General features: G+C 65.1%; 13 protein-coding genes and 1 other RNA gene. 10 read left to right on the top strand and 4 right to left on the bottom strand.

Annotated elements, in window-relative coordinates; all coding sequences use genetic code 11:
- Nucleotides 1-33: 33 nt before the first annotated feature.
- Nucleotides 34-1,077, top strand: coding sequence for a dihydroorotase (pyrC, locus tag HGR_RS02925; RefSeq protein WP_006296583.1), 1,044 nt, complete (start codon nucleotides 34-36; stop codon nucleotides 1,075-1,077).
- A 61-nt stretch (nucleotides 1,078-1,138) separates the two neighbouring features.
- Nucleotides 1,139-1,894, top strand: a complete 756-nt coding sequence (locus HGR_RS02920) for a DUF3025 domain-containing protein (RefSeq protein WP_006296582.1) — start codon at nucleotides 1,139-1,141, stop codon at nucleotides 1,892-1,894.
- Between the two features lie 64 nt (nucleotides 1,895-1,958).
- Here HGR_RS02920 and HGR_RS02915 read toward each other — a convergent pair whose 3' ends face one another.
- Nucleotides 1,959-2,582 (bottom strand): glutathione S-transferase family protein, encoded by a 624-nt coding sequence (locus tag HGR_RS02915; protein WP_006296581.1) that lies wholly within the window; start codon nucleotides 2,580-2,582, stop codon nucleotides 1,959-1,961.
- A gap of 245 nt (nucleotides 2,583-2,827) precedes the next feature.
- Here HGR_RS02915 and htpX point away from each other — a divergent pair, with 245 nt between their 5' ends.
- Nucleotides 2,828-3,700 (top strand): protease HtpX, encoded by an 873-nt coding sequence (gene htpX, locus HGR_RS02910; protein ID WP_006296580.1) that lies wholly within the window; start codon nucleotides 2,828-2,830, stop codon nucleotides 3,698-3,700.
- A 274-nt stretch (nucleotides 3,701-3,974) separates the two neighbouring features.
- Nucleotides 3,975-6,314: a putative bifunctional diguanylate cyclase/phosphodiesterase gene (locus HGR_RS02905; RefSeq protein WP_006296579.1), complete on the top strand. Its 2,340-nt coding sequence runs from the start codon at nucleotides 3,975-3,977 to the stop codon at nucleotides 6,312-6,314.
- A gap of 92 nt (nucleotides 6,315-6,406) precedes the next feature.
- Here HGR_RS02905 and HGR_RS02900 read toward each other — a convergent pair whose 3' ends face one another.
- Nucleotides 6,407-8,206 (bottom strand): NAD(P)/FAD-dependent oxidoreductase, encoded by a 1,800-nt coding sequence (locus HGR_RS02900; RefSeq protein ID WP_006296578.1) that lies wholly within the window; start codon nucleotides 8,204-8,206, stop codon nucleotides 6,407-6,409.
- Between the two features lie 81 nt (nucleotides 8,207-8,287).
- Here HGR_RS02900 and rnpB point away from each other — a divergent pair.
- An RNA gene (gene rnpB, locus HGR_RS16715) (RNase P RNA component class A) lies at nucleotides 8,288-8,645 on the top strand.
- A 114-nt stretch (nucleotides 8,646-8,759) separates the two neighbouring features.
- Here the strand turns inward: rnpB and HGR_RS02895 are convergent.
- Nucleotides 8,760-9,332, bottom strand: a complete 573-nt coding sequence (locus tag HGR_RS02895) for an Rrf2 family transcriptional regulator (RefSeq protein WP_006296577.1) — start codon at nucleotides 9,330-9,332, stop codon at nucleotides 8,760-8,762.
- 422 nt (nucleotides 9,333-9,754) lie between these two features.
- Between HGR_RS02895 and dapF the strand changes: the two genes are divergently transcribed.
- From dapF to HGR_RS02880, 3 genes are all read left to right on the top strand, one after another.
- Complete coding sequence (gene dapF / locus HGR_RS02890) at nucleotides 9,755-10,663, top strand: diaminopimelate epimerase (protein WP_006296576.1); 909 nt, start codon at nucleotides 9,755-9,757, stop codon at nucleotides 10,661-10,663.
- An 11-nt stretch (nucleotides 10,664-10,674) separates the two neighbouring features.
- The gene (locus HGR_RS02885; protein ID WP_006296575.1) at nucleotides 10,675-11,367 is read left to right on the top strand and encodes a DUF484 family protein; all 693 of its coding nucleotides are present in this window, start codon (nucleotides 10,675-10,677) and stop codon (nucleotides 11,365-11,367) included.
- A gap of 113 nt (nucleotides 11,368-11,480) precedes the next feature.
- The gene (locus HGR_RS02880; RefSeq protein WP_050797371.1) at nucleotides 11,481-12,482 is read left to right on the top strand and encodes a tyrosine recombinase XerC; all 1,002 of its coding nucleotides are present in this window, start codon (nucleotides 11,481-11,483) and stop codon (nucleotides 12,480-12,482) included.
- Between the two features lie 36 nt (nucleotides 12,483-12,518).
- On the opposite strand, the gene HGR_RS17945 is transcribed toward HGR_RS02880, so the two are convergent.
- Nucleotides 12,519-14,183, bottom strand: a complete 1,665-nt coding sequence (locus tag HGR_RS17945; protein ID WP_006296573.1) for a methyl-accepting chemotaxis protein — start codon at nucleotides 14,181-14,183, stop codon at nucleotides 12,519-12,521.
- Between the two features lie 149 nt (nucleotides 14,184-14,332).
- Here HGR_RS17945 and HGR_RS02870 point away from each other — a divergent pair, with 149 nt between their 5' ends.
- On the top strand, nucleotides 14,333-15,514 hold the full coding sequence (locus HGR_RS02870) for a class I SAM-dependent rRNA methyltransferase (protein ID WP_006296572.1): 1,182 nt from the start codon (nucleotides 14,333-14,335) through the stop codon (nucleotides 15,512-15,514).
- 126 nt (nucleotides 15,515-15,640) lie between these two features.
- Nucleotides 15,641-16,693 (top strand): CobW family GTP-binding protein, encoded by a 1,053-nt coding sequence (locus HGR_RS02865; protein ID WP_006296571.1) that lies wholly within the window; start codon nucleotides 15,641-15,643, stop codon nucleotides 16,691-16,693.
- The last annotated feature ends 87 nt before the right edge of the window (nucleotides 16,694-16,780 follow it).

Below are 16,780 nucleotides of genomic sequence, written 5' to 3'. Positions count from 1 at the left end.
TCCCTGAATTATCAATCCAGAGACAATAGGACCATGACGCAAGCAATCACCCTCACCCGTCCCGATGACTGGCACCTGCATTTGCGCGATGGCGCGGTGCTGGCCACGACCGTGGCGCACGCGGCCGCGCAGTTTGGCCGTGCGCTCATCATGCCCAACCTCCGCCCGCCAGTGACCACCGCCGCGCAGGCCGTGGCTTACCGACAGCGCATCCTCGCGGCCGTGCCCCGGGAGGCTCCCGGCAGCGCCGGTTTCCAGCCGCTGATGTCGCTCTACCTCACCGACAACACGCCGCCCGAGGAAATCTCGCTGGCGAAAGAAGCGGGCGTGGTCGCGCTCAAGCTCTACCCCGCGGGTGCGACCACCAACAGCGACGCGGGCGTCACCGACCTGCGCAAGACCTACAAGACCTTGGAAGCCATGCAGCGCCACGGTCTGCTGCTGCTGGTGCACGGTGAAGTGACCGATCCGGCGGTGGACGTGTTCGACCGCGAGGCTGTGTTCATCGACCGCGTGCTGCGGCCCCTGCGCCATGACTTTCCTGAACTGAAGGTGGTCTTCGAGCACCTGACCACCCAGGAGGCCGCGCAGTACGTGGCGGGCAGCGACCGCTACACGGGCGCGACCATCACGGCCCAGCATCTGCTCTACAACCGCAACGCCATCTTCACGGGCGGTTTGCGGCCGCATTTCTACTGTCTGCCCGTGCTCAAGCGCGAGGTGCATCGCCTGGCCCTGGTGCGGGCGGCGACCAGTGGCAATCCGCGCTTTTTCCTGGGCACCGACAGCGCGCCGCACGCGGCGACCTTGAAGGAAAACTCGGTCTGCGCCGCCGGCTGCTACACCGCGCACGCGGCCATCGAGCTCTATGCCGAGGTGTTCGACGCCATGAATGCGTTGGACAAGCTGGAAGGCTTCGCCAGCCACCATGGCGCGGATTTCTATGGCCTGCCGCGCAACCCGCAGCGCATCACGCTGCGCCGCGAGAGCTGGACGCCGCCCGAGCGATTCACCTTTGGCGACGCCGAGCTCAAGCCGCTGCGCGCGGGCGAGGCGCTGGCCTGGCGCCGGGTCTGAATGCAGGCGGTGAATGGCGCAAGGGCTTCGAGCCGCAACGGCTCAACCGCAGGCTGCTGCGATGGCGCCGATCGATTGGGCGTCGCCCTGGTTCCTGCCTTGGCGTGAGCTTGGCGCCGGTGTCTTGGCACGCTGCCAAGCCGGCCACGCGGTGCACGAAGCCTTGAACGCGGCGCGACAGCCCCTGGCGCCGCCGGGCGTGCGTTTCGGGCCTCAGCAGATGTTGCCGGCGGGCGAGCCCTACGAGCGCCACATCTTCGAGCGAGCTGTCGTCCCGACGCGCGACAACGCGCACGATTTCTTCAACGGCCTGGTCTGGTTGGGCTTGCCCCATGCCAAACGACGCATGAACCAGTTGCAGGCGACCGAGATCCTGGCGCATGGCGTGGGCGCTGCCCGTGGGCCGGTGCGCGACGCGCTCACCGTCTTCGATGAAAACGGCGCCGTGCTGATGGCGCCCGACGTTGTGTGGGAGGCGCTGCTTGCGCGTGACTGGCCGCGGCTGTTTCTGGACCTGCGACCTCGCTGGGCCGAGGCGCGCCTGCTGATCTGCGGCCATGCCTTGCTAGAACAGTTGCAGCAGCCGCGCAAGGGCCTGACGGCCCATGTCTGGCGCGCCCAGGCTGAGATCACGTCCATGGCGGCCCTGGATGCCTGGCTGGCCGGTCAACTGCAGCCCGAACGGCTGGCCCGCAAACCCTTCACGCCCCTGCCGGTGCTGGGCATTCCCGGATGGTGCCCCGACAACCAGCGGCCCGGCTATTACGACGATGAGCGGGTGTTTCGGCCCTCCCGGGCCCTGGCTCAGTCTGCATGATCAGACCGCACGGGGCGTGCGCGGGCCCGAGTTTGCGCCTGGGCCTGCGCGGCAGTTTGTGCCCTCAACGACCCAGGCCCAATTCCCGTGCGATGTCGGTGTTCTTCGCGTTCGCTCGCTGGTAGGCTGGCCGTTCGTTCAGGCCTTGCACGTAGTCCGTGAACACGGAGCGAGGCTCCAGCATGTTGAACTGCAGCATGTAGCGCAGCGTGCCGCCGAAAATCACGTCCGCCATGGTGAAACGATCACCCAGCAAGCAGGGGCCGTGCGCCAGGGCGGCTTCCATCGTGGACAGCATCTCCTCGTAGGTGCCGAAACCCGCGGCACCAGGCCTGAAACTCCAGCCGGAGGCGCGCGCCATGGCACCGGGTTCGATGACGGAGGGCGCGAAGAACGACCAGCGCAGGTAGGTGGCTCGGTCGGGATCGTCCAGGGCCGGGGCCAAGCGGCCCGCGGCATAACGGTCCGCCAGGTACAGGCCAATGGCCGCGCTTTCGGTCACTACGACGGACCCGTCGACCAGGATGGGCAGTTTGCCCATGGGGTTCAGTGCCAGGATGTCGGGGGCCTTTTGCGCCCCCTTCAGGATGTCCACGTGCCGCAAGTCGTAGGGCACGCCGGTTTCCTCCAGCATCCAAAGGGTGTTGGCTGCGCGCGAATAGGGGTGGTGGTAGAGGACGATGGACATGACGTTTTTCTCCAACGCGGGTTCCTACGGAAAGCCATGATAGGGGCGGTCCGCCGCTGTTCGAGGACGTTCCCGCCTGGTTGAGCGCACCCTCCCAAGACGTGCAAACCGAGCAGGCCTGGCGGACCCACGGAAATTGCCATTTCCACCTGTGGGATTGCACGGTTTTTCTTGAAACCGGGCGGCGCGCCCTTACCATTCGCGCCGTGGCCGCCTTCCCTCGTGCGGCTTGTTCCAAGGAAATCATGAAACGCATCGTTCTTTTCGTTCTGACCAACCTGGCCATCGTGCTCGTGCTGGGCATCGTGGCGAACCTGCTGGGCGTCAACCGCTACCTGACGGCCAACGGCCTGAACTTGGGCGCGCTGCTGGGCTTCGCGCTCATCATGGGTTTCGGTGGCGCCTTCATTTCCCTGCTGATCAGCAAGCCCGTGGCCAAGTGGAGCGCGGGCGTGCAGATCATCGAACAGCCGCGCAACGCGGACGAAGCCTGGATCGTCAACACCGTGCGCAAGTTCGCCGACCAGGCGGGTATTGGCATGCCCGAGGTGGGCATCTTCGAGGGGGAGCCCAATGCCTTCGCCACGGGCGCCTTCAAGAACTCGGCCCTGGTGGCCGTTTCCACGGGTTTGCTGAGCAACATGACGCGCGAGGAGGTCGAGGCCGTCATCGGTCACGAAGTCGCGCACATCGCCAACGGTGACATGGTCACCATGACCCTGATCCAGGGCGTGATGAACACGTTTGTCGTGTTCCTGTCGCGCGTGATCGGCTATGCCGTGGACAGTTTCCTGCGCAAGGGCGACCAGGAAAACAGCGGTCCCGGTATTGGCTATTACGTGACCACCATCGTGCTGGACATCGTCTTGGGTTTCCTCGCCGCCATCATCGTGGCCTGGTTCTCGCGTCAGCGTGAATTCCGCGCGGACGCGGGCGCGGCGCAGCTGATGGGGCGCAAGCAGCCCATGATCAACGCCTTGTCCCGCCTGGGCGGGTTGACGCCGGGCGAGTTGCCCAAGAGCGTCGCCGCCATGGGCATCGCGGGCGGCATCGGCCAGCTGTTCAGCACCCATCCTCCCATCGAGGAGCGCATCGCTGCACTCCAAGCCATGCGCTGAAGCCTCCCGGCCTCGCTGGCGCGTGATTCACGCGCCAGTCGCCGAAAAGAGGCGATCCCCTTGTCCCGCGTCGGTGTGAACCGACGCGTTTTTTTTGGGGTTTGGCGATTCGAGTGAGTGGCTTGACCGCATCAGACAGTCACGTGATGATGGCACGCCCTGCATCGCAGGCCCTAATACAGCCACCGTGTCGCGTCGCACTGCGCCATTCCCCGGGGGGCAACCCCGCTCGCCCCGCCCAGGCCGCGGTTTCGTGGTCCGCTTGTGGGGGGCCATGGTCACCTTCAATCTGCTCCTGGTCGCGCTGACGGTGTGCGCCTTGCAGGCGGGCCGCATGCGCTTCGAGCACAGCGCCACCGTGGCCGCGCAGACTGTGCTGGGGTCTCTGGCCCAGAACATGGCCCACGCCCTGAATCAGGAACCATCCCTGGAACCTGAACGGGTGCTGACGCGGCAGTTGCAGCACTTGCCTGAACTTCAAGATTTCCTGGGCGGCAGGGGCTATGCCGCAGTGGTGGACCCGCAATGGCGTCAGATCGTGCGTCAGCCGAGCCTGTCTGCTCACCCGGACAGGACCGCCCCGTCCTTCGAAAACCCTGAGTTGCGGGCCTTGCTCATGGACGCTGTGTCGGGCGGGCATTTCTTCCAGCGCTCGCCAGCGAGCCATCGCTGGTCGCTCGGCATGCACATTGGCGCAGACGAATCTCTCCTGTTGCTGCGCCGCATCGAGGGCACGGATTACCGCGTGTTGCTGACGCTGTCGGCCTGGGATTACCTGCATGACTGGCGCCACGAAAGGAACCAGGCCGCCGCCTTGGTGCTGTTGTTCCAGGTGGTCAGCCTGATCGTTTCCGTGCTGATCCATCGCGCCTGGCGCAGTCAGGCCACCGCGCTGCGCGCCTTGCGGTTTGAAAAGGGGTTGAACCAGACCATCGTGCGTTCGGCTCCCTTGGCCATCTACACGCGCGACACCGAAGGTCGCGTCACCGCCTGGAACCCCGCGGCGGAGAAGCTCTTCGGCTGGACCGAGGCCGAGGTGCTCGGACGTTTTCTGCCCAGCGTTCCCTTGGCCACGGAGTACCAGGACGAAGACAAGGCCTTGAGGCTGCGGGTCATCGCGGGCGAGAGCATCCCCGACATCGAGGTGCAGCGGCAGAAAGTCACCGGGGAGATGTTCGACCTGAGTGCCTCCTTGTCTCCACTGCGCGACGACGACGGAACCATCAGCGGTTTTCTGACCATCGCGGCGGACGTGACGGCGCGCAAGCAAGTCGAGCGGCAAGTCGAGTTCCTGGCCTACCGCGACGTGCTCACGGGTCTGCCAAACCGCTCGCTGCTGCAAGACCGTTTTGCCCAGGCCATCGCGCGGGCCGAGCGCCACCACCGCAAGGTGGCGCTGCTGTTCCTGGACCTGGACCACTTCAAGACCATCAATGATTCGCTGGGCCATGCCACGGGCGATGCCCTGCTCAAGGAAGTTGCGCGGCGCTTGAGTGACGGCATGCGCGAGAGCGACACCATCAGTCGCCAAGGAGGAGACGAGTTTCTGGTGGTGCTTTCTGATTTAGAGGGCACCGAGATGATCACGCCCGTGCTGCTCAAGATCCGTGAGCGCCTTCAGCAACCGCTGCTGTTCGATGGTCACGAGCTGAGCATTTCCTCCTCTATCGGCGTGGCCTTGTACCCAGACGATGGCCTGGATTTTGAAACGCTGCTCAAGAAAGCCGACACGGCGCTGTACCGAGCCAAGGATGCGGGACGTAATCAGGCGCGCTTCTTCGACGAGCAGATGAACACGGAAGCGGTGGATCACCTGCGCCTGAAAAACGGCTTGCACCGCGCGCTCAGCCGTGGAGAGCTGGAGTTGCACTACCAGCCCCAGTTCGACCTGAGAACCGGTGCCGTGATTGGCGTGGAGGCCCTCCTGCGTTGGCGGCATCCGGAAGAGGGTTTGATCTCGCCCGCGCGCTTCGTGCCCGTGGCCGAAGACAGCGGCCTGATCGTGCCGATCGGCGAATGGGTGATCCGCCAGGCCTGCGCTCAGGCCATGGCCTGGCGGCAGGCCGGACTGCCGCCCTTGCTCATGGCCGTGAACCTCTCGGCCGTCCAGTTCCGGCGGGGCGACGTGCAGACCATCGTGGCGCAGGCCCTGCGTGACACGGGCTTGGCTCCCGAACTATTGGAACTGGAATTGACGGAATCCATCCTCTTGCAGAACACAGAACGGGTGCTCGAGGGCGTGGACCAGATCAAGCAGCTCGGGGTGAAACTCTCCATCGACGACTTTGGCACCGGGTACTCCAGCCTGGCCTATCTGAAGCGCTTCGCGGTCGACAAGCTCAAGATCGACCAGAGTTTTGTCCACGATCTGGCGCGCGATTCCGACAATGCCGCCATCGTGCGTGCCATCATTCAGATGGCGGCGGGCCTGGGCTTGCGCACCATCGCCGAGGGCGTGGAGGATGCCGAGGTATTGGCCGTGCTGCGCCGCTTCGGTTGCGACGAGGCCCAGGGCTATTTCCTCGCGCGGCCCTTGCCCGCGACTGAATTCGCGGAATTGGTCAAACGCTTCGAGGCCACGCCCTTTGACATGGAGGCGATCAGCCGGGTCTGATGCCAGGTGGCCATGAGACCATGGCGCCGAGAGGCAGACGTAGCGGCAGAGGCAGAGGCAGAGGGGATGGTGAGATGGCCGCCCTCGCGTGTTCAACCCGCGTGGGCCACCTGGGCTGCTTGAAGCCGGTGCGTCAGCGACACGGCCAGCGCCTCCGCGACTTTGATGCCGTCCACGCCCGCCGAGAGGATGCCACCCGCGTAACCCGCGCCTTCACCAGCCGGATAGAGTCCACGCACGTTCTGGCTTTGGTAGTCCTCGCCGCGCGGCATGCGCAGGGGCGAGGAGGTGCGCGTTTCCACGCCGGTCAGCACCGCATCCGGCAGGTCATAGCCCTTGATCTTCTTGCCGAAGGCCGGCAACGCCTCGCGCATGGCTTCGATGGCGTAAGCCGGCAAGGCGAGGCTCAGATCCCCCAACTTGACGCCCGGCTTGTACGAGGGCTGCACCGCCCCGAACTGCTGCGATGGCCGGCGCGCCAGAAAGTCGCCCACCAACTGGCCCGGCGCTTCATAGCTCGCGCCGCCCAACTCGTAGGCCCGTGCCTCGAGCTTGCGTTGCAGCACGACACCCGCAAGCGGGTGGTATTGCCGGGGTCGCTGCTGCGTGAGCGCGGCCGACTGCGCGGCGTAACGGCGGCCATCTTCCTCGCCGAAAGCCGCGACCCAGTCCGCTTCGTCGTGTACCCCGTCGGGGTAGTCGACCGGTTCAATGCCCACGACCATGCCGGCGTTGGCGTTGCGTTCGGCCCGTGAATACTGGCTCATGCCATTGGTGACCACCCGACCCGGCTCCGAAGTCGCCGCCACCACGGTGCCACCCGGGCACATGCAAAAGCTGTAGACCGCGCGGCCATTGCTGGCGTGGTGCACCAGCTTGTAATCCGCTGCCCCCAGCAGGGGATGGCCTGCATGCCGCCCCCAGCGCGCGCGGTCGATGAGGCTTTGCGGGTGCTCAATCCGGAATCCGATCGAAAAGGGCTTGGCCTCCATGGCCACGCCCTGATCCCACAGCCGCGCGAAGGTGTCGCGTGCGCTGTGTCCCAGCGCCAGCACCGCGTGCTGCGTCGCCAGCGTGTAGCTGCTGCCGCTGGTCAGGTCGAGCACCTTCAGTCCGCGCAGCGCGTGCTGGCCGCCCGGTGTGGAGTCCTTGTACAGCAGCAGATCCGTCACGCGCTGTTGGAAACGGATTTCCCCGCCCAAGGCCTCGATCTGTGCACGGATGGACTCGACCATCTTCACCAACTTGAAAGTGCCGATGTGCGGATGCGCCTCGGTCAGGATGTCCTCGGGCGCGCCCGCGGCCACGAACTCGTTCAGCACCTTGCGACCCAGGTGGCGCGGGTCCTTGATCTGGCTGTAGAGCTTGCCATCGCTGAAGGTGCCGGCGCCGCCTTCACCGAACTGCACATTCGATTCGGGGTGCAGCACCTTCTTGCGCCACAGGCCCCAGGTGTCTTGCGTGCGTTCGCGCACGGCCTTGCCCCGCTCCAGCACGATGGGCCGAAAGCCCATCTGGGCCAGCAACAAGGCGGCAAAGATGCCGCAGGGGCCGAAGCCGATGACCACGGGACGGTTTTCGGGCTGAGCCTGGATGCGGTGCTCAAAGTCTCTCGGCGCCTGCACAGGCGCGCGGTAAACCAGGTCAGGGCTGGGGCCGATGTGGGGATGGCGGTCCCACTGTGCCAGCAGGCGGGCTTCCAGGCCGGGCGCCACCTCCACATCGACGATGTAGACCTGCAACAGTTCGGCCTTGCGAGCGTCGAAGCTGCGTTTGTGGATGTGATGGGCCCGCAGTTCCTCGGGGGTGATGTTCAGCGTTCGCGCGATGAGCGCGGGCAGGGCTTCGGGGGCGTGCTCCAGCGGGAGCTTGAGTTCGGACAGGCGGATCATGGATTCCTCGGGCTTGTGGTGATCAAGCAGAAAGAGGTGATGCAAAGTCTGAATGATAAGGCGGGGGATAATGCCGCCCGTGAAGTCGGCTGGACCGCCGCTGGCACGATCAGGGAAACCTGGTGCTGGAGGAACGTCCGGACTGCGCAGGGCAGCGTAGGAGGTAACACCTCTCCACCGCGAGGTGAGGATCAGAGCAACAGAGACGAGTCACCTTGGGGCCGCGCCGAGGGCGCAAGCCCGAGACACAAGCACCAAGGTGGGTGAAACGGGCAATCTCTACGCGCAGCAACACCAAATAGGCACACGATGACGGGGCCCCCCGAGTGTGCGGGTAGGTGGCACCGAGCCGCATGGGTGACCGGCGGCCCAGATGAATGGCGGTCACGTCACGGGCGACCGTGATGCACAGAATCCGGCTTACAGGCCGACTTCACACTTTTGCGTGCACCCGCCCGGATTGAAAGCGCCAAGACGAAAAAGGCTGGACAGTGCCAGCCTTTTTCGTGACGAATCATGCGCCGGGCGCCATGCCGGCGCGATGGGCGCAATCTCAGGACTTCGATGCGGCGGCCAGGGCCGCGCCCAGTGCGAACACCGAATTCGGTGCCGTGGTACGCAGGCGTTCCACCGGCCGGGGCGCGAAGATGCCGCGACGCGTCTGGGTGATGCCGCGCGCAGTCGCGGGTTGCGCGTTCACATCCGCGCCCAGGTCCACGCCCTTGGAGCGTTGCTCTTCGCAGAGCTGGTGCAGCTTGATGCCTTCCATGTGGTCCATCATGCGGCTGCTCAGGCCCGACCATAGATCGCGCGTGAGTTGCAGTCCGGCTTCACCGGCATCGGCGACTTCCTCGCCCATCAGCTCCTGAGCGCCTTCCACGGCTCGGATGATGTCGGCCACGCTGACGCGTTGCGCGCTGCGGCCCAGGGTGTAGCCGCCGCCCGGACCCCGGGTGCTCTCCACCAAGTTGGCGCGGCGCAGCTTGGAAAACAGCTGCTCCAGATAGGACAGGGAAATCTGCAGGCGTTGGCCGATGGAGTTCAGCGGCACGGGGCCTGCGGCCTCGCGCAGGGCGAGGTCAATCATGGCGGCGACGGCGAAGCGGCTTTTGGCGCTCAGACGCATGGGGAACTCCTTTTCTCTAAGCCATTGACAACGAACCCGACCGAGCAAGCAAACAATTCGGACGCGCTCAACCCAGTCGGTGGTGGACTGAGTCATTCCAACATGGGGAAGTTCCCCGCCACTTCAAGGTGTTCCCGCGATTTTTTGGCGAATGGCTCAGTTCTTCAGTCGCTGACTAGTCATTCCTGAAAGTGTGTGCTAACAATTTGCGCCTTTAAAGTTATGTAAATCCGGCCAAGGGGGCATGCGGTGGGTGGTGCAGCCCGGTCCCTCGGGGGGAAGGTCTGGCAGTGATTTGTTTGGGCGCTGATAGAACAAGAACAGGTGGCGTGAGCCAGGTGGGCGTGTGCCCCGACCTGTCACGTCAAGCGCACCACGCCTCGATCGGGGCCAGCCTGTCGGTCTGCCCGATAATTTGCGCCATGCGCATACGCTTTACCAAGATGCAGGGTGCGGGCAACGACTTCGTCGTGCTCGATGAAACCCAGGGCCAACTGGGTTTGAACACGGCCCAGTACCGCTGGCTGGCGGACCGACATTTCGGAGTAGGCGCGGACCAAATCCTGAGCGTGCGCCCGTCACCCGCGCCGGGCATTGATTTCGAGTACGTCATCCACAACGCCGACGGGGCGGAGGTCGAGCAATGTGGCAACGGGGCCCGTTGCTTTGCCCGCTTCGTGCATGACCGAGGCTTGAGCGAGAAGCCGTCCATCCGTGTCCAGACCCTGGGTGGCGTGATCGAACCTCGGATCACCTTGGATGGCCGCGTGACCGTAGACATGGGGGCGCCGATCTTCGACCTGGTCCGTGTGCCCTTCGATGCCGAAGGCCTCACGCCATTGGATCAAGGCAACGCCCATGGCGCCTGGCAGACCTGGCCGGTGTCCGTGGACGGTGTGCCGGTGAACCTGGCGGTCCTGTCCATGGGGAATCCGCATGCGGTGCAAATCGTCGCCGACGTGGATGCCGCCCCCGTGCGTGAGCAGGGACCGCGCATCGAGCAGCATGCCCGTTTCCCGCGCCGGGTCAACGCAGGGTTCATGCAGGTGGTGGCCCGTGATCGCGTGAAGCTGCGCGTCTGGGAGCGAGGTGCGGGGGAGACCCTGGCCTGCGGCACCGGAGCCTGTGCCGCGGTGGTGGCCGGTATCCGCCTGGGCTTGCTGGAGGCACGCGTTGACGTGCACACCCGAGGCGGCGTGTTGACCATCGAGTGGAGCGAGGGACGTCCGGTCCTGATGACTGGCCCGGCCACCACGGTTTTTCACGGCGAAATCGACGTGCCGGAAGTGTCCGATGCGTCTCACCCAGACCTTGTGCATTCCCGAGCCTGAAACTGCTTTCCATGACCGAAGAAGAAATCGTTCGCTACTTGCGTGGCAACCCGGCGTTCTTTGACCGCAACGCGGATGCGCTGGCCGAAATCGTGCTCGTCAGCCCGCACAGCCGACGCACCGTCAGCCTGCAAGAGCGCCAGGCTGAGTTGCTGCGCGAGAAAATTCGTGCCTTCGAGATGCGTTTGATGGAGTTGTTGCGCCATGGCGCGGACAACACCGTGCTGGCCGACCGGCTCTTGCGGTGGTCGCGTGATCTGTTTCTGGAGCATGACGCGACGCGGGTGCCCGACCTCATCGCCGAGTCCATCCAGCAGCAGTTCGCCGTTCCCCAGGTGGCCTTGCGCGTGTGGGGCGTGGCCCCAGTGCATGGCGATGCACCCTGGGCCCAGGGTGCCACCGAGGAAGTGCGGCAGTTTGCCGATGCCTTGCGCGAACCCTTTTGCGGGGTGAACACCGGGTTTGAAGTCGCCGCTTGGCTGCCGCATCCCGAGCAGGCCGTGTCCCTGGCCCTGCTGCCTTTGCGCGCGTTGGAACCGGCAGTGACGGTGACACGTACTGGACAGGCTTTGGATTCGCCCGCCACCATCGGTCTGATCGTGCTCGCCTCACCGGATGCTCAGCGCTACACCAGCACCATGGGCACGGATTTCCTGCTTCGCATCGCCGAGGTGGCGAGCGCGGCGCTCTCTCGCCTGAGGTAGCGGTCGTGGCGCAGGCGCATCCTGAACCGAGTGCCGCCTCCGGGCCTGGTCTGGATGCCACGCGCGACGCCGCGGCCCGCGCGCACGGGGCCGCATCGGCGGCGGAAGATGCGCTGGTCCTCCAGTATCTGGCGCATGTCCGCGTCGAGAAACGCCTCGCGCAGCGCACGGTCGAGCTGTACACGCTGGACCTGGACAAGCTTGGTGAGTTCGCGCGCCAGGCGGGGGTGTCTCTGCTGCAGGTTCACAGCGCGCATGTGCGGCGATGGATTGCCCAGATGCACGCCGGCGGCCGCAGCGGCCGCGGCATTGCCCTCATCCTGTCCGGGTGGCGTGGCTTCTATGCCTGGCTCGGACGGCAGGGATACATCACCAGCAACCCCGTGCAGGACGTGCGCGCGCCCAAGGCGGCCAAGCCGCTGCCGAAGGCCTTGAGCGTGGACGATGCGGTGCGGCTCGCCAGTTATCGGGGAGGCGAGTCCGGGGCGGACACACCTCAGGGTGATGCGTTGGACGACGATCCCTGGTTCAGCGCCCGTGACGCGGCGATGACCGAACTGCTCTACAGCAGTGGCTTGCGCGTGAGCGAGCTTACCGGCCTGGACGTGGCCCCCAGCGAGGCCGCCCGCAAGGCGGGCAGGGGCTGGCTGGACTTGCAGGCCGGGGAGGTCGAAGTCCAGGGCAAGGGTGGCAAACGCCGCGCCGTGCCCGTGGGCACCGCCGCCCGCAAGGCCTTGCTGCAGTGGTTGGAGGTGCGCGGGCAGGGGGTGTCAGCCGCCGCCCTGCAGGATGGGCAAACCGCGCTTTTCATCGGCCGCAATGGCACGCGCCTCACGCCGCAATCGATCTGGCAGCGCTTGAAGCGGCGCAGCCTCCTCGCGGGGCTGGCCACGCCGGTGCATCCGCACATGCTGCGCCATTCCTTTGCCAGTCATGTTTTGCAATCCAGTGGTGATTTGCGGGCGGTCCAGGAGTTGTTGGGTCACGCCAACATCGGCACCACCCAGGTCTACACGCGCCTGGACTTCCAACATCTCGCGCGGGCCTATGACGACGCGCATCCGCGCGCCAAGTTGGGTCAGACGTCCGACCCCAAGCGCGGCGGAAAGAAGTGAGGCAAGGGCCCCTCACTCAGGGGCCATGCTGGGTTTTCAGGGGTTGCCGGACATGGGCAATTGGGGGACATCCGCCAATGGCAACCGCGTTGGGTCTGCCTCGTCGGCATCCGGCGAATCGTCGGGACCCGTCAAGGCCATCGGGACCGGCGTGCCGTCTTTGAGCCTGAACACTCCGACCGTGCGCACCAGCGCCTGGGCCTGGGTCTTCATGCTGTTCGTCGCCGCGGCCATCTCTTCCACCAGCGCGGCGTTCTGCTGCGTGGTCTTGTCCATGTTGGTGATGGCTTCCTCGACCTGCGCCACGCCATCGCTCTGTTCGGCGCTCGCGGCGCTGATCTCGCCCATGATCTCGGTGACTCGCCGAATGCTGTCCACCACCTTGCCCATGGTGCTGCCGGCCTGATCCACCAGGCTCGCGCCCTGTTCCACCTGCACGACGCTGGCGGTGATCAGGTTCTTGATCTCCTTGGCGGCGTCCGCGCTGCGTCCCGCCAGGGCACGAACCTCGCCCGCCACCACGGCGAAGCCACGGCCCTGCTCACCCGCGCGAGCCGCCTCCACCGCCGCGTTCAGCGCGAGGATATTGGTTTGGAAAGCGATGCCGTCGATCACACTGATGATGTCGGCGATCTTCTTGCTCGCCTCGCTGATGCCCTTCATGGTCTCGACGACCTGCGACACCACTTCTCCGCCTTGCGCCGCGACGGCGGAGGCTTCCTGCGCGTACTGATTGGCCTGCACCGCGTTGGCCGCGTTCTGTTTGACGGTGCTGCCCAGTTGTTCCATCGAGGCAGCGGTTTGCTCGAGTGAACTGGCCTGCGCTTCGGTGCGAGCGCTCAGGTCTTGGTTGCCTTCGGCGATTTCGGCGCTGGCCATGGAAACGGCTTCGCTGCCCGCCCGCACCCTGGCAACCAGGTTCGTCAGCGCAGTCTGCATCTCCAGCAGGGCTTGGAGCAATTGCCCGAATTCATCGCGTGTATTGGGCTGGATCGGCGCGCTCAAATCCCCCTGGGCCACGCGCAGCGCCAACTGAGCGGCGTGACGCGCACCACCGGAGATGCGGCGGCTGAGGGCGTGGCCGATCAACAGCCCAAGCGCGCAGGTCAGCACCAGGGAGCCGAGGTTGCCATACAGCACACGGTCGCGCACGGCGCTGTTCTCGGCATGGGCTTCGCCGGCGCCCAGTCGGGCCTGTTCGCCGAGCTTGCCGACTTCCGTGGTCAGGCTGCCAAAGGTGCGCAGTGCCTGTCCCTTGAGGATGTCCAGCGCCTCCTCGTCACGGCGTTGGCGGGCCAGGCTGACGATCTCTTCCTGCTGGGTCTTGTATTGTTTCCAGGCCTCTTGCAAGGCGGCCAGTGTTTGCTGTTGCACGCCGTCGGTGAAAAAAGGGGCGAGGCTTTGCATCTCTTGGTCGATGGCCTTGCGCATGTCTTCCATCTGCTTTTCGAGCACGCGCCGCTCGTCTTCGCCAAAAGTCAGCACATGCTGGAACTGCGCGGCGCGCAGCAGGTTGACCTCGGCGTGCAAGGTGCCCGCGTGCTGCGTCGCCGGCAACCAGCGCTCGGCCATCTGGCGAGCGTTGTCGTTCAGCGACCGGGTGCCGTAGATGGCATACAAGGCCTGCGCGGCGGCCAGCGCCAGCACCAGTATGAAGCCGCCCATGAGCTGGGCGCCAATCTGCAAATCCTTGATGCGCATGGTGCGCGTCTCCGTGTTGTATACCGGGCACTCTATGCCCAAGCGGGGACGATGCATAGTCCGGGAAAGCCCCGGACTTTCACCGTCGTTCTTCCCCGGCGCGGCGGGCGCCGCAATCCTCGTTGCGAGAGCCGCGACAATCGGGCCCCATGAAAGTCATACGCATCAAAGAGGGCAAGGATCGCGCCCTGCAGCGCCAGCATCCGTGGTTGTTTGAGTCGGCCATCGCCAAGGGCGGCGGGGACATGGGCGAAACCGTGCGCGTGGAATCCATGGCGGGCGATTTCCTGGCCTGGGCGGCGTACAGCCCGCAGTCCAAGATTCGTGCTCGAGTCTGGAGCTTCGACGAGCGACAGCGGATTGACCCGGACTTCCTGCGCCAGCGCGTGGGCGCCGCCGTTCGAGCGCGCGCGCGTTTCGCGATTGACAGCGACGGACTGCGTCTGGTGCACGGCGAAGCCGATGGCTTGCCTGGATTGATTGTCGATCGCTATGGAGAGACCCTGGTTGCGCAGTTCACCAGCGCTGGCGTGGAGCGCTGGAAGGACGTGTTGGCCGATGCCTTGCTGATCGAAACGGGTTTGAGTCGTCTTTACGAACGGTCGGATGCCAGCGCCCGCGGGCTGGAGGGCTTGCCCGAGGTCACTGGCTGGCTGCGCGGACAGGGAGACACCTCGCTGATCCTTCGGGAACACGACTGGAAGTTGGGCTTGGACATCGCGCTGGGTCACAAGACTGGCTTTTACCTCGACCAGAGAGACAGCCGCAAGCGGTTCAGCGATTTCACACGGCGCCTGCGGTTCCAGAAAGTTCTGAATTGTTATTGCTACACCGGAGGCTTCACCGTGGCCGCCCTGACTGGCGGGGCTGCTCACGTCACCTCCATCGACTCGTCTGGCCCCGCGCTGACGCAGGCGCGCGCGAACGTGGCGCTCAACGGGCTGGACCAGCAGCGCTGTGAATTCCTGGATGCCGATGTGAACGCCAGCCTGCGCCGCTTTGCCGACGAGGGTCGCCGCTTTGACGCCATCATCCTGGACCCGCCCAAGTTCGCCCCCACCGTGACCCACGCCGAGCGCGCGGCCCGTGCCTACAAGGACATCAACCGCCTCGCCTTCAAGCTGCTGGAGCCTGGCGGCGTGCTGTTCACGTTCTCCTGCTCGGGCGGCATCGGCGTTGAACTGTTCCACAAGATCGTGGCGTCCGCTGGCGCGGACGCGGGCGTGGACGGCTACATCCAGGAACGCTTGGGTGGCGCGCCCGACCACCCGATGACGCTGGCGTTCCCGGAAGGGGAGTACCTCAAAGGCTTGGTGGTGATGAAGAAGTGATGTCGCTCATGGTTCGAACGCTCGCGGGCAGGCTCTTGAAGTAATCGCTAAACTTCCCCACCTTCCAACAAGGGGCCGCTCCTTTGCCGCGGCGGCCTTTCTTCACTCCCGTCTGCGAAACCCACCATGGCCCTGATTCCCGCCACCATCCTCACCGGCTTCCTCGGTTCCGGCAAGACCACCTTGCTCCAGCGCGTTCTGAAAGAAGCGCATGGACAGAAGATCGCCGTGGTTGAGAACGAATTCGGCGAGGAAAGCATCGACAACGAAATCCTCGTCAATGACACCGAGGAGCAAATCATCCAGCTCAACAACGGCTGCGTTTGCTGCACGATCCGCGAGGACCTGCGCACCACGCTGCAGCTGCTGGCGGCCAAGAAGCGCCAGGGACTGCTGGATTTCGAGCGCGTCGTGATCGAGACCACGGGGCTGGCCGACCCCGGCCCGGTGACGCAGACGTTCTTCATGGACGATGAGATTGCCGAGAGCTATCTGCTGGATTCCATCATCACCCTGGTGGACGCCAAGCACGCGAACCAGCAGCTGGACGAGCGCCAGGAGGCTCGCCGGCAGGTGGGCTTCGCCGATCAGATCTTCCTGAGCAAGACCGATCTGGTCGCCAAGGAGGAGGTGGAGGCCCTGATCCACCGCCTCAAGCACATGAATCCGCGCGCACCGCAGAAGGCCGTGCACTTCGGCGCGGTGCCGATCTCCGAGGTGTTTGACCTGCGTGGCTTCAACCTCAACGCCAAGCTGGAGATCGATCCGGATTTCCTGAATGCCGACGAGCACGACCATGACCACGGACATGATCATGATCACCACCATCACGATCATGAGCACGGCGAGCACTGCGACCACCCGCACCACCACCATCACGACGACGATGTGAAGAGCTTCGTCTTCAAGTCCGAGCGGGCTTTCGACCCGGCCAAGCTGGAAGACTTCCTCGGGGCGATCGTCAACATCTACGGTCCGCGCATGTTGCGCTACAAGGGCGTGCTGAACATGAAGGGCACGGACCGCAAGGTGATTTTCCAGGGCGTCCACCAGCTGATGGGCAGCGACTTGGGACCTGAGTGGGGCCCTCAGGAGCAGCGTCTTTCCAAGATGGTGTTCATCGGCATCGACCTGCCCAAGGACATCTTGGTGCAGGGCCTGCAACAAAGTCTGGTTTGATTCTTGCAAGGCTGAATTGGGCCTTGCGGGATTCCTCCGGGGCCCCGGGCGGCGGGCCTGAAACGGGCATGCATTACACTCGCGCCC

This window comes from Hylemonella gracilis ATCC 19624, from assembly GCF_000211835.1.
Classification (GTDB): Bacteria; Pseudomonadota; Gammaproteobacteria; order Burkholderiales; family Burkholderiaceae_C; genus Hylemonella; species Hylemonella gracilis.
This window is presented reverse-complemented; position numbering and strand designations above follow the sequence as displayed.